At 70.5% G+C, this 13,311-nt stretch carries 11 protein-coding genes; 5 read left to right on the top strand and 6 right to left on the bottom strand.

The genetic code is table 11. The features are described 5' to 3' along the window. Positions 1-139: 139 nt before the first annotated feature. Positions 140-2,503 carry an ATP-binding cassette domain-containing protein gene (locus ACZ43H_RS05425; protein ID WP_464588376.1) on the bottom strand — a complete coding sequence of 788 codons (2,364 nt, stop codon included), beginning with the start codon at positions 2,501-2,503 and terminating at the stop codon, positions 140-142. A gap of 145 nt (positions 2,504-2,648) precedes the next feature. Between ACZ43H_RS05425 and ACZ43H_RS05420 the strand changes: the two genes are divergently transcribed. From ACZ43H_RS05420 to ACZ43H_RS05405, 4 genes are all read left to right on the top strand, one after another. Then, on the top strand, positions 2,649-4,214 hold the full coding sequence (locus tag ACZ43H_RS05420) for a peptide chain release factor 3 (RefSeq protein ID WP_464588375.1): 1,566 nt from the start codon (positions 2,649-2,651) through the stop codon (positions 4,212-4,214). A 242-nt stretch (positions 4,215-4,456) separates the two neighbouring features. Next, entirely contained in the window at positions 4,457-5,155 is a 699-nt protein-coding gene (locus ACZ43H_RS05415; RefSeq protein WP_464588373.1) for a DUF4386 domain-containing protein, read from the top strand. A gap of 1,368 nt (positions 5,156-6,523) precedes the next feature. After that, entirely contained in the window at positions 6,524-7,945 is a 1,422-nt protein-coding gene (locus ACZ43H_RS05410) for an HNH endonuclease signature motif containing protein (protein WP_464588371.1), read from the top strand. 58 nt (positions 7,946-8,003) lie between these two features. Continuing rightward, positions 8,004-8,519 carry an AAA family ATPase gene (locus ACZ43H_RS05405; protein WP_464588369.1) on the top strand — a complete coding sequence of 172 codons (516 nt, stop codon included), beginning with the start codon at positions 8,004-8,006 and terminating at the stop codon, positions 8,517-8,519. A gap of 43 nt (positions 8,520-8,562) precedes the next feature. On the opposite strand, the gene ACZ43H_RS05400 is transcribed toward ACZ43H_RS05405, so the two are convergent. The 5 genes from ACZ43H_RS05400 to ACZ43H_RS05380 all read right to left on the bottom strand — a co-directional run bounded on the left by ACZ43H_RS05400 (position 8,563) and on the right by ACZ43H_RS05380 (position 12,442). Then, the gene (locus tag ACZ43H_RS05400; protein WP_464588368.1) at positions 8,563-9,336 is read right to left on the bottom strand and encodes a hypothetical protein; all 774 of its coding nucleotides are present in this window, start codon (positions 9,334-9,336) and stop codon (positions 8,563-8,565) included. A gap of 144 nt (positions 9,337-9,480) precedes the next feature. After that, complete coding sequence (locus ACZ43H_RS05395; protein WP_464588366.1) at positions 9,481-10,014, bottom strand: COG4315 family predicted lipoprotein; 534 nt, start codon at positions 10,012-10,014, stop codon at positions 9,481-9,483. Positions 10,015-10,109: 95 nt separating this feature from the next. Further along, complete coding sequence (locus ACZ43H_RS05390) at positions 10,110-11,087, bottom strand: patatin-like phospholipase family protein (RefSeq protein WP_464588364.1); 978 nt, start codon at positions 11,085-11,087, stop codon at positions 10,110-10,112. 55 nt (positions 11,088-11,142) lie between these two features. Then, positions 11,143-11,892, bottom strand: coding sequence for a hypothetical protein (locus tag ACZ43H_RS05385; RefSeq protein ID WP_464588362.1), 750 nt, complete (start codon positions 11,890-11,892; stop codon positions 11,143-11,145). 91 nt (positions 11,893-11,983) lie between these two features. Further along, positions 11,984-12,442, bottom strand: a complete 459-nt coding sequence (locus ACZ43H_RS05380) for a hypothetical protein (protein WP_464588361.1) — start codon at positions 12,440-12,442, stop codon at positions 11,984-11,986. Positions 12,443-12,551: 109 nt separating this feature from the next. On the opposite strand from ACZ43H_RS05380, the gene ACZ43H_RS05375 reads away from it, so the two are divergent. Further along, positions 12,552-13,295, top strand: coding sequence for a response regulator transcription factor (locus ACZ43H_RS05375; RefSeq protein ID WP_464588359.1), 744 nt, complete (start codon positions 12,552-12,554; stop codon positions 13,293-13,295). Positions 13,296-13,311 lie beyond the last annotated feature (16 nt).

Below are 13,311 nucleotides of genomic sequence, written 5' to 3'. Positions count from 1 at the left end.
GAGGAAACCGAGGGTTCCGGAGTCGAACAGCTCCCGGCCGGCGCGCTCCAGCGTGCTGAGAGCTGCTCGCGCCAAGCTGCCGCCCAAGCTGACCCGTTTCACCCCGAGCGCGGCCCGCCCCACGGCGAAACGACGCAGCTCAGGTCCGTTCGAGCCGCCGCGCGAGGTACGGAGCGGTCGCGCTGCCCTCGGCCTTCGCGATATCGGCCGGCGTGCCGGTCGCGACGACCCGACCGCCGGCGTCTCCTCCACCCGGGCCGAGGTCGATGACCCAGTCGGCGGTGGCGATCGCGTCGAGGTCGTGCTCGACGAGAACCACCGTGTTGCCGGCGTCGACGAGCCGGTGCAGCTGGCGCAGCAGGAGCGCGGTGTCCGCGGGATGCAGTCCCGAGGTCGGCTCGTCGAGCAGGTAGAGCGCGTGGCCGCGGTGCGCCCGCTGGAGCTCGGTGGCGAGCTTGATGCGTTGTGCCTCACCGCCGCTGAGCTCGGTCGCGGGCTGCCCCAGTCGCAGGTAGCCCAGGCCCACCTCGCGCAACGTCTGGAGGCTGCGTGCGGCGGCCGGCACGTCGGCGAGGAACGTCGCGGCATCATCGACGGACAGGGCGAGGACCTCCGCGATGTTCTTGTCGCGGTAGGTGATCTCCAGCGTCTCGGCGTTGTAGCGATCGCCGTGGCACGCCGGGCAGGGTGCGTAGGTGCCGGGCAGGAAGAGCAGCTCGACGGAGACGAATCCCTCGCCCTGACAGGTCTCGCAGCGGCCCTCGGGGACGTTGAAGGAGAAGCGGCCCGCGCCGTAGCCGCGGGCCCGGGCCGCGTCCGTGGCGGCGTACAGCTTCCGCACGGCGTCGAACATCCCCGTGTACGTCGCGAGGTTGGACCGCGGGGTCCGGCCGATCGGCCGCTGGTCGACGAGCACCAGTCGGTCGAACGACTCGAGGGCAGTCGGGTCCTCGGCGAGCACCTGGCTGACCAGGGTCGACTTGCCGGAACCGGACACCCCGGTGACGGCGGTCAGCACGCAGAGCGGGATGTCGACGGACAGGTCGCGCAGGTTGTGGCGGCGCACACCTGCCAACCGCAACCAGCCCTGCGGGGCACGAACGTCGTGCACCAGCCGCTCGGCGCGGCCGAACAAGTAGGCGCTGGTGGCCGACTCGGCGACGTCCTCGAGATCCGCTACCGGGCCGCTGTGGAGCACCCGACCTCCGGCCTCGCCTGCACCAGGGCCGATGTCGACGACCCAGTCCGCACGCCGTACGACGTCGAGGTCGTGCTCCACGACGAACAGCGAGTTGCCGGAAGCCTTCAGGCGGTCCAAGACGTCCAGCAGCGGCTCCGCGTCGGCCGGGTGCAGACCGGCGGAGGGCTCGTCCAGGACGTAGACGACCCCGAACAGGCCGGAACGCAGCTGGGTGGCGATCCGCAAGCGCTGCGCCTCACCGGGCGACAGGGTCGTCGAGCTCCGGCCCAGACTCAGGTAACCCAGGCCGAGGTCGAGGAGCACCTCGATCCGGGCGACCAGATCGGCGCAGATCCGCAGCGCGACCTCGTTGGGCTCGGGCGGCTCGGCGACCGGCCGCAGCAGCGCGACCAGCTGGGTGAACGGCAGCTCGTTGACCTCGGCGATCGAAGCCCCGAGGAAGGTCACCGCGAGGGCCTCCGGCCGCAGTCCGCTGCCCTGGCAGTCCGGGCAGGGCGCGTCCACCACGAACCGCAGGGCCCGCTCGCGCATCCGCTCGCTCTTGGAGTCGGCCAGGACGTGCATGACGTGCTTGCGCGCGCTCCAGAACTGCCCGTAGTAGCCGTAGTCGATGCGATCACGTTCGGGCTTGATGAGCACCGACGGCTGCTCGTCGGTGAAGAGCAGCCAGTCGCGATCCAGCTTCTTGAGCCTGCGCCAGGGCTTGTCGATGTCGATGCCGAGACCGGCGACGATGCTGCGCAGGTTGGCACCCTGCCAGGCACCGGGCCAAGCGGCGATCGCGCCCTCACGGATGCTCAGGGACGGGTCGGGGACGAGCAGCTCCTCGGTGACGTCGTGGACGACCCCCAGACCGTGGCAGCGCGGACACGCGCCCGCCGCGGTGTTGGGCGAGAACGCCTCGGCCGGCAGGTGGTCGGCGTCGGCGGGGTAGTCGCCGGCTCGCGAGTAGAGGATCCGCAGCAGGTTGGACAGCGTGGTGAGGGTGCCGACCGACGAGCGGGACGTGGCCGCGCCGCGACGCTGCTGCAGCGCCACCGCCGGCGGCAGCCCGGTGACCTCCTGGACGTGCGGAGCACCGACCTGCTGCAGCAGCCGGCGCGCGTAGGGCGCCACCGACTCGAAGTAGCGACGCTGCGCCTCGGCGTACAGCGTGCCGAAAGCCAGCGATGACTTCCCCGAGCCGGAGATCCCGGTGAACGCCACCATGGCGTTCCGGGGAATGTCGACGTCGACGTTGCGGAGGTTGTGCTCGTTGGCGCCGCGGACGCGCACATAGCCGTCGATCGAGTCGGTGGTCACACGTCCCTCGTACCCAGTCCAAGTGCGACGCACGTGGTCTGTCCTGTGAGAGCGACCTCACGGCACCACGACTCGGCGCTTGCGATGGACCTGAAGGGCCGCGCACGAGTCGAGGAAGCGACCGGTGGGCCGTTAGGTTCTTCCGGTGCCCGACTCTCGCCCCCGCCGTACGTTCGCCGTCATCAGCCACCCTGACGCGGGCAAGTCGACCTTGACGGAGGCGCTCGCCCTCCATGCCCGGGCCATCAATGAGGCCGGGGCGGTCCATGGCAAGGGCGACCGTCGCGGCACGGTTTCCGACTGGATGGCGATGGAGAAGGCCCGCGGCATCTCGATCACCTCGGCCGCGCTCCAGTTCGGCTACCGGGACCACGTGGTCAACCTGGTCGACACCCCCGGCCACAGCGACTTCTCCGAGGACACCTACCGGGTGCTCTCCGCCGTTGACTCGGCGGTGATGCTGGTCGACGCGGGCAAGGGCCTCGAACCCCAGACGCTCAAGTTGTTCCGGGTCTGCGCCCTGCGCGGCATCCCGGTGATCACCGTGATCAACAAGTGGGACCGGCCGGGGCTCTCGGCGTTGGAGCTGATGGACCTGATCCAGGAGAAGATCGGGCTCCGCCCGACCCCGCTGACCTGGCCGGTCGGCGAGGCGGGAGACTTCCGCGGGGTGCTGGACCGTCGCACGGGCGAGTTCGTGAAGTACACCCGCACCGCCGGCGGCGCCACCCGCGCCCCCGAGCGACGGATAGGCCCCGGCGAGGTGGAGGAGCCGGACGCCCAGGCCTGGGCCGCCGCGGTCGAGGAGCACGAGCTCCTCGAGCTCGATGAGGCCGACCACGACCAGGAACGCTTCCTGGCCGGGGCCACGACGCCGGTCATGTTCGCCTCGGCGCTGCAGAACTTCGGCGTCGCACAGCTCCTCGATCTGCTGCTCGACCTCGCACCGGCGCCCGGCGCGACCACGGGCGTCGACGGCTCGGTCCGCCAGGTCACCGACGAGTTCAGTGCCTTCGTCTTCAAGGTGCAGTCCGGGATGAACGCCGCCCACCGCGATCGCCTCGCCTACGCGCGGGTGGTGTCGGGTTCCTTCGAGCGCGGGATGGTCGTCACTCACGCTGCCACCGGCCGGTCCTTCGCCACGAAGTTCGCCCAGGCGGTCTTCGGTCGCGAGACGACATCGGTCGAGACTGCCGAGGCCGGCGACATCATCGGCTTGGTGAACGCAACTGCGCTGCGGGTGGGCGACACCGTGTACGTCGGTCCACGGATCGAGTACCCGCCCGTGCCGACCTTCGCCCCCGAGCACTTCATGACCGCCAGCGCCGGCGACATCGGCCGCTACAAGCAGTTCCGCCGCGGTATCGAGCAGCTCGACCAGGAGGGCGTCGTCCAGGTGCTGCGCTCGGACCTTCGCGGTGACCAGAACCCCGTCCTCGCGGCGGTCGGGCCGATGCAGTTCGAGGTGGTCGAGGACCGTATGAACAACGAGTTCAACGCCCCGATCCGCTTCTCGCGGCTCGACTACCAGGTAGCCCGGCGTACCGATGCCGTCGGCGCCGCCGCGTTGGCCGGGCTCCGGGGCGTCGAGGTCCTGCAGCGCAGCGACGGGACCCACCTCGCGCTCTTCGTCGACCAGTGGCGCGCCAAGACGACCGCGCGAGACCACCCTGACGTCATGCTCGAGGCACTGCCGGCCGGCGGGAGCTGACCGGCAGCGATCGACCCGCAGGCCCACCTCACCGGTCGACGAGGGCCCCAGTGTGCGAGGCGATCGGCCCCCGACTTGGCGGCCGAGGGCTTCGAGCGGCGCGACCACGTGAGCTCGGACGGATACGAGTGAGCCGCCCTGCCCAATGCGGGCGATGAAGTTCAGCTGCTCTGCCATGACTATTGCTCTTGAAGCTGTCAGGGGGCGATCGTGGACTTGACTCGCACAGGCCGAATCTTCGGATGGCTGTTCATCGGGACCTTCGTGACGAGCATTCCCGCGCGTCTCCTCTTCGTCGACGGGGCGGGTGCAAGCTGGACGAACATGCGATTCGTCGCCGCAGATGCCTCCTCCAGAGTCTGAGGTGGGGTGCGCTTCTCGAGTTCGGCCTGATCGTCACTCAGCTCGGGACGGCTCTTGTGTTGTATCCGATCGCTCGATGGCAGAGCGAGACGATCGCGCTCAGCTACGTGACCGCCCGCACCATGGAGTCAGTATTCGCCGCCATCGGCCTCGTCAGCATGCTCTCGCTGATATCGGTCATCGGCGCGATGAACGGGGCGACCGGCAGTGAGGCCGTGGCGCTCCAAGTCCAGGGCGACAGCCTCGCCCACGCCTACGAGTGGGCCTTCGAGTGGGGGCCCGGGCTCGTCGCCGGCATCGGTAACGGTCTGCTGCTCGGCTACCTCATGTACAAGTCAGCCCTCGTGCCCCCGCGGCTGGCGCTGTTGGGTTTGATCGGCGGCCCGATACTGATCCTCTCGTTCCTACTGATCCTGGCGGGGGTCTACAAGAACGGCGAGGGTCCCTCGGGCCTGTTGACGCTCCCCGAGGCCGCCTGGGAGCTCTCGCTCGGCATCTATTGCGCTTGGAAGGGATTCCGTTCGTCGAGCCCGCTGGCCGAACGGCTCCGCAAGAGCGAGGCGCTCCTACCCAGCTGACGGCACAGCACGACCCACAAGTGGCGCTTTGACCGGTCTCATCATCGCGAGCATGATCCGACCGATACCGCGCCGTAGGCCGGCGCCCGCGCGATCGGTGGCGCGATGGAGCCGCAGCCAGACGCGGACACGCGGCGAAAAGACGCCTTCATCGCGGCATGAGAGTACGGATCGCCAAGGCTTTACGAGATGCGGCTTTCGGAGGACGCTGGCACCGTCGGCTCGTGGCACTTCGCACTCCGGGCCGCAGACTTAGGGGCAGCGAAGCGGGCCAGTGCCGCCGGCACGTCGTTGACACCGGGTCACCAGCGGGAGGGGTGTCGTCATGAAGAGTCTTCTAGGTTTCGTCATTGCCCTCAGCGGGTTCATCGTCGTGTTCGGTCTCACCGGCGCGGGGGCTGAGGCAAAGCCGGTCTCGGGGTGCCCAGGCGGATACACCCTCATGACCGTTCAGTCCTTGGAGGCCACCGGCCATATCCCTGCCCCACGTCAGACCGACGAAGCGGGAAACGCTGACGGATACGTCTGCGCCCTTCCGTTCCCAGATGCGGTCTGCCTTGCCCACGGTTTCGACCCGTGCCCGGTCGACGTCGTCTACCTGTACAAGGACAATTCACCTGCGCGGTAGAGGGGTCCGCTCATCGGCTGCTTGTTCCATTGACCGCAGGACCGGTGCCTGGCGAGGCTCGGTCCAGGCGCCCGGGCTGTCGCTCTCACATCGGCTGCCCACGCTGGTCGTGTGGCTCTCATTTGGCCTGCGTAGCCCGGGCGTCGCCAGGGCCAGGAGAGGCTCAAGAGGGGTTTGTGCGGCTCGAAGCAGCGTTGCCCTCCCGGCTCGATAACCAAGAGTGGTTCGAGCATCGGAGGAACGACGTGAACGCAGCAACAGATCGGGTTGTCATCGGGATGGACCCGCACAAACGCTCGGCAACGATCGAGGTGATGACCGCCGACAGGCGGCGGAGTGGGCGCCCTTACTGGGCTGGATGAGCGCTCACTGTCCCGGCTCCGTGAAGGGCAGCTGGCAACGGAGCCTCGCTCGCCACGGCATTGCGCGATGTCGGGTTCGCTGGGTCAGCTCCTGGATGCTGAACACCGGGCGGCTTGGCAGAGGAGCGGGTCAAGCGACCCGGGTGCACTCGCGGGTTCAGTGTCGGGGTGCTGAACCGTCCTCCTGTCCGTATCGGGTGGAAGGGCTGTCGGCCGGAGTCCCGGCGGCTTGGTTCAGCCTCTGCCCACTGAATCGGGGCATGGACACCCGTGCCGCGGTTCAGCACCCGGGTGCTGGACTGCTCCGGGCCGGAGTGTCGGTGGTCCCGTCTAGCGTGTCTTGTGAAGGGTCGAGCGCTTGGACGGAAGGGATGAGCGATGGACCCTGCACACGATCTGACAGAAGAGACTGACCACGACCTGCTGGCCGGTGGTGTCGCCGCCGGGGTGGTCGAGGCCCGGGCCAACGCGGAGCGCTGGCGGCGGCTGGTGGAGTTCCACCGCCGCCGGGAGGCGGACTACCAGGCGCGGACGGCGGTCTCGCCGCACTTCACCCTCACCCCGCGTGCGGAGACGGTCACCGAGGTCTCCGCCCTGTGGGGGCTGTCCGAGTCACGGGTGCGGCACGAGCTGAACGTCGCCCTGTTCCTGGAGCAGTACCTCCCCGACGTGTGGGCGCTGTGCGGGCCCGGGCAGCTGGACTCCTACCGGGCCACGGTGCTGGCCGACGTGGTCCGGCACGCGGTCACCGACCCGCTCCGCCTGCGGATCCTGGGCCCACGGCTCACCGAGTTCCTGACCAAGCACCTCTCCACCGCGCACGGCCTGGACGGGGTCCCGGCGGTGGTGGTGTGCACCCCCAAGCAGCTGCGGAACAAGCTGACCTACGAGATCAACCGGCTCAAGGCCGCCGACGCCGAGGAACGCCACCGGGTCGCGAAAGCAGACCGCCGGGTCCGAGCGTCGGAGGGTGAGGACGGGATGGCCCACCTCGGCATCACCGCCACCACCGACCAGGTCATGTTGGCCGACCACCGACTCACCCACGCCGCCCGCCAACTACGCCGCCAGGGCGACGAGCGGACCGTGGCACAGCTCAAGTCCGACCTCGCCATCGACCTCCTGATCGGCCGCGGCGACGGGGTGCCGACCCCGGCGTACGCCCGACCGGTCATCAACCTGACCGTCCCCATCCAGACCGTGATGGGCCTCGGCGACGACCCCGGCGTCCTGGCCGGCGGCACGGTCATCCCGGCCGGACTCGCCCGCGCCATCGCCGCGGACCCGGACGCCACCTGGCACCGGATGCTCACCGACCCCGCCGGGCAGATGGTCGAGCTGTCCACCACCTCCTACAAGCCCACCGCCCCGATCTGGCGGCACGTGGTCGCCGAGTGGGGCACCTGCTTCGAACCGGCCTGCGACCGGTCCGCCACCCAGGTCGAGCTCGACCACCGCGACCCCCACCCACACGGCGCCACCCGGCCCGGGAACCTGTGGCCGGCCTGCAAACGGGGCCACACCGCCAAGCACGCCCCCGGCTTCACCGTCGAGCAGCACGAGACCGGCTCGTTCCGGCTCCGCACCCCCGCCGGGTTCACCCACGACGTGGCCCCGCCCACCAAACCCGTCAGCACCGAGTGGCCCGAGCTCGAGATCGAGGTCGGCGAGGTTCAGTTCACCGCGACTGAACTCCTCGAGACCCTCGGCGAGCTCCGCAACCAGCACGACCAGGAACGCGCCGAAGCCCGCGAGCTCGAGTGGGAACACGGCTACCGCCTCGACCAGCTCGCCCTCTGAAGGACGGCGCCGAGAGCGACCGTTGATCCGCGTGGGAGACCGGCTGGATACTGCCGCGGTGGGTGTGCGCAACTACCTGGTCGAAGGTGTCTCCGGCACGGGCAAGACGTCGGTGTGCCGAGAGCTCGAGCGGCGTGGCTACCGGGCGATCAACGGCGACCGGGAGCTCGCCTACCAGGGCGACCCAGACACGGGCGCCGCGATCGACAGCGCCGTCCACGAGCACCACATCTGGGACGTCGGTCGAGTCCGCGCCCTGGTGGCCGACCATCGGGAGCCCATCACCTTCTTCTGCGGAGGCTCCCGCAACTTCTCGAAGTTCATCGACCTGTTCGACGGGGTCTTCGTCCTGGAGGTCGACCTCGAGACCCTGCACGCGCGGCTCGACCAGCGCCCGCCGGGCGAGTGGGGCTCGCAGCAGTCCGAGCGCGACCTCATCGTCCGACTCCACCGGACCAAGGAGGACATCCCGCGGACGGGGGTGGTCATCGATGCGACGCCCCCGCTCGGGAGGGTCGTCGACGAGATCCTCCGCCACGTGGCCCGCGTCGACGCAGACACCGACGACGCCTGACCCGACCCGGCCGACGGCCGTCCCTCAGCCACCGCGGGGTGCGTCAGTCGAACCGCCCGGCATCCTTCTCCGCCGAGTAGATGTCCTCGGCGGCGTACCGGCTGGGATCGAGGACGGTCAGGCTGTCCAGGACGTCGCCGGCCCAGTCGGTCGGGTCCGCAACCAGGTCAGCGACCGCAGCGGGGTCCTTCTCGTAGTGCCCGGCGTCGAGGATCCGTCCGTCCTCGGGCAGGGCCGTCGCCAGGTCCACCATGGCGTCGCCGTCCTTCGTGTAGACGACCACCCGCACCCGCGCCCGGTGGTCGGGGACGTCGAGGCACAGGGTGTGCACCTTCGCCCTGTCCCCGATCTGAGCCTTGAACGAGGAGTCCCGACCTGCTGGTCCGGTCAACCTGCACAGTGTCTGCGGGGTGGCTGAGATCTTCTTGTCGGCGGGCGTGAGAGCGTCCGCGTCGAACTGCGAGACGATCAGCCACTTCCCGTCCAGGTACCCCGACGACGTGACCCCACCCTCGGGCGCATAGGTCGTGAAGCCCGGATAGGTCGTCAGGTCCTTCAGCCACGGCTCGGGCGCGTACAGGGTGTGGCCCTCGGCGGCGCCGGCGACGTAGCCCAGGTCCCTCTGGATCCGGGCGATCTGCTCCCGCTTCGGGGCCTGTGCGGCGTGGAGGTAGAGCACGGCGCCGACCCCGGCAGCCACCGCCAGGACGGCGAGCGTGAACCTCGCGACCCTCCGCCGTCGGGTGCTGCTGGGCCTGCGGACGAGGCGGCCCGGCCCGGAAGGTTCCACGGGCACGGATTCGTCGGTCTTCAGCATCGAGGTCCTTCGCGCAGCGCACGAACGCGCATGAGGAGCAGGGTCGGTCCGGGATAGGTATCGTCCCCGGTCGGCCCGTCCTTGAGGGCTCGCTGGTCACCGATGCACACCGTGCGGGTGGTCACACCCGGGCGCGGCGGTCGCTCAGTAGCCCCCGCCGGCGCCCGACGAGGTCCCGGACCCGGAGCCGGACCCCTCGACCCAGGAGCCGTTCGGCGCCACGACCCACCACAGGCCGCCCGACAGGTCCTTGCCCTGGCCGTTGGCCTGGCCCGGGGCGCTGTCGCCGGCGTAGGTGTACATCGGGAAGCCGTTGACCGTGAGCTGGCTCGACCCGTCCGACCGCTTGATGGTGCCGAACTTCGCCGTGACCGACGCGGTCGAGCCCTGCGGGGCATCGGCTCCCGGGACCGGCGGCCAGTACGTCGCGCACGAGCCGCTGCACGTCGAGTTCCCCTTGGAGTCGTTGGCGAAGGCGTAGAGCGTCATCCCTGCCGGGTCGACCAGGACCGTGCCGGCGCTGGTGCTCCCGACGGCGACCGAGCCGGTGCCGCTCGGGCTCGTCCCTCCGGAGGACGTCGAGCTGCTGCCGCCACCCCCGGAGCCACAGGCCGCGAGCAGGAGCAGCCCCGCACCGGCGAGCAGGGCCGGCCGCACGGACCGTGAACGTGTGCGCATTGTTCTCCTCCTCTGCAAGATCCCCGCACAGAAGGACACGCGAACGGCCCGCCCCGCGTTCAACGGCGCCGGCACCGGGCTGCCTCGGGCACTCCCTAGCGTCGACGCAGCCCGGACGCGACCAGGACCTCGCGGACCTCGGGGCGCGCGGCGTACGCGCCTGCCCCCAGGAAGGACTCCTGGACGATCTGGTCGACGTGGTCGCGCGCCATGAAGTCGTTGCCCATCGCGGTCAGCTCGGCGCGGCCGGGCCGGAAGACGACCACCGCCGTCCCGCTCTCGCGCAGCGCCCTGGTCTCCCGGCGCACGAGCCGTGCCGCGTGCCGCCGGGAGAGCTCGTAGAGGTCCACGGGCAGCCCGCTCGGCCCCGACATCGGCGACACGACGATCACCAGGTCCAACGATCGCTCGCGCAGGATCGCCGCGTTGGTCGGCGAGTGCGCGCCCCCGTCGACGTAGTAGTGCTCGCGGATCCTGACCGGTGCGAAGTAGCCGGGGACCGCGCACGACGCGGCGATCGCGAGGTGGAGCGGCACCTTCGGGCTCCCGACCCGTCCGAAGACCACCCGCCGCCCGTCGCGCCGCCGGACCGCGCAGATCCAGAGGTCCTGCTCCGGCCACGACTGCCCCTCGACCTCGCGCAGCATGGCCAGCTGCTCGGCGATGTCGTGCCGACCCGGAGCCATCAACGCCAGCGCCGCGGCCATCGGCCGGAAGGACCAGGGCCGGATGAGCGCGCGCTGCACCATGTCCTTCCCGGGCAGCTCCGGGAGCCGGCGCAGCAGCGGGAGCACCCGGAACGGCTCGAACGCCGGGATCTCGGTGCCGAGCATCTGGCGCAGCACCGCACCCTCGGCCTCCAGCGGGGCCTGCACGACCCAGGCGGCCAGCTCGGCGGCGGGGACGCCCACGCGCAGCAGCGTCCCCGTGATCGACCCTGCCGAGGTCCCCACGACCACCTCGGCGCTGCGCGGGTCCCAGCCGCAGTCGTGCTCGAGCGCGGCGAGCACGCCGGCGTGGTACGCCTGACCCACGACACCGCCGGCACCGAGGACGAGCCCGACCCTGCTCACCAACCGATGATGGCCTCCCGGCCGCCGCAGCCGACAGTGCCGATGGCCCCTGCGGTCACGGCCGCTGGACCGACACCACGTGGAAGGTCTCGTGGCCGCCGGAGAGGTCCTTCTCGGAGATGATCCCGATGCCGCGGGCGTACATCTTCTGGGACATGACGTGCGGCTCGAGCCGTGACCACTCCATCGAGCGGAGCGCGTGGTGGAAGCGGCGCAGCGGAGTGCGGACGGTGACCTCCTTCTGCACGATCCAGGCCTGGTCCTCGGCGTGGGCCCGGTAGAGCTCCTGGCGGTAGGCGTCGGTCGGGCGCGGGTCGGCGGGCATGATCAGCCCGGCCCTCGCGCCGTCGACGCCGGCCTCCCACGATCCCTCGCGGCTCTCGACGTGGCCCTGCTCGTCGTACGTCGCGGTCTGCTCCCCGAAGTACCAGACGTTGCCGTCGTCGTCGGCGGCGTACCAGTCGTGGGTCTTCTCCGCGAGGCTCCCGTCGGCGCGCCGCAGCACGTCGACCAGCACCCGGGTCCGGACGCCCTGGATCATCCTGGTGCGGTGGGTCACCCGGACGTGCTCGTGGAGGCGCTCCCCCTCGTCGGTGCCGCGGTAGCGGACCACGGTCCCGGGCACGAGCGGGAACCACGGGTTGTCGACCGGGCGGGCGAACCGGCTGCTGTCCAGACCACTGGCGGCGCGGGCGGGGTGGGGCGTCGGCTCCCCCGAGGCCCGTGCGGCCGTGACCAGTCCTCCGGCGACGAGCGCGGCCGCCGCCACGCCGACGGTCGTCCTCTTCAGGTGGTTCTCCGACATGGCGGGGCTCCTTCTCCTCAGGTGCCCCCAGCATGCGGCTCGGCTGCTGAAGCGCTGCTGAACCGTCAGCGGGCCTCGCGGCCCCGACCGGTCACAGGGAGCCCGTGGACGTCGACTTGCGGTTGCACACGATCGACCTCGTGAACGGGGTGCCCGTCCAGTTCCCGCGCACGGACTGGATCGAGAGCGTCCACGTCGTCGCCCTGTTGTCGTCGCTCCTGCTGTTGCTGATGTTCTGGGCGTGGGCGGAGCCGGAGATCGTCGCCGTCGTCGCTCCGGTCGCGCTCAGCTGGTAGGTGTACGTCGAGCCGGCGGGCCCGGCGTCGGTGAAGCCGGTGACGCTGACGGACACCGTCTCGGTCTGGGGCGTGCTGCCGCAGGCGTAGGTGCCGGTGACGGCGGCGGGAGTCTCCATCCGGTCCGTCGTCACGCTGAGCGCGGGAGCCCGGGTCCCGGTGAACTTGGCGAGAGCCGCTCCCGGCGCCAGGACGAGCGCAGCCGCGACCGCGACGGCGGACACGACCTGCCGGCTGCGGTCGAGGAAGGGCATCGGATCACTCTCGCGGTTGCGGGTCTGACGGGAACGAGTCTCGCGACCCGACTTCAAGCACGTGCGCGGACAGCCTCAAGAACGTGGCAAGTTCTGGCATCATCGGCACATGTCCACGACCTCGGGAGAAGTCCGCACCGCCCTCGTCGTCGAGGACGACGCGGACATCCGCTCCCTGATCGAGTTCACCCTGAGCACGCAGGGCTTCGAGGTCATGGCGGTCGACTCCGGTCTCGCCGGGGTCGAGGCGGTGCGTGAGCACGACCCGGACCTGGTCACCCTGGACCTCGGCCTTCCCGGCATCGACGGGATCGAGGCCTGCCGCCGCATCCGCGAGATCAGCGACGCGTACGTCGTGATGATCACCGCGCGCGACGACGAGGTGGAGCGCCTGATCGGGCTCGAGACCGGCGCCGACGACTTCCTGTCCAAGCCGTTCAGCCCTCGCGAGCTCAACGCCCGGGTCAACGCGATGTTCCGCCGCCCGCGCCGTGGTCAGCCGACCGTGTCGTCGAAGGACACCAACGGCCGCGCCGGCGCCGAGCACGAGATCCTCAAGCACGGCGTGCTGACCGTCGACGTCGACGGCCGGCGCGCGTTCCACGACGACACCGAGCTGACGCTGACGCGCACGGAGTTCGACCTGCTGACCGAGCTCATGCGCACGCCCGCGCGGGTGTGGACGCGGGAGGCCCTACTCCGGTCTGTCTGGGACACCGAGTGGGCCACGGACACCCACCTGGTCGAGGTCCACATCGGCAACCTGCGCCGCAAGCTCGGCGAGAAGGCCGGCTCGCCCCGGCTGATCCGCACCGTGCGGGGCGTCGGCTACCGCATGGAAGTCGCGAACTGACCGGTGCCGGGTCCCG

The organism is Nocardioides sp. DN36 (assembly GCF_055380375.1).
Note: the sequence above shows the minus strand (reverse complement) of the source record. Positions and strands in the feature narration are given on the sequence as shown.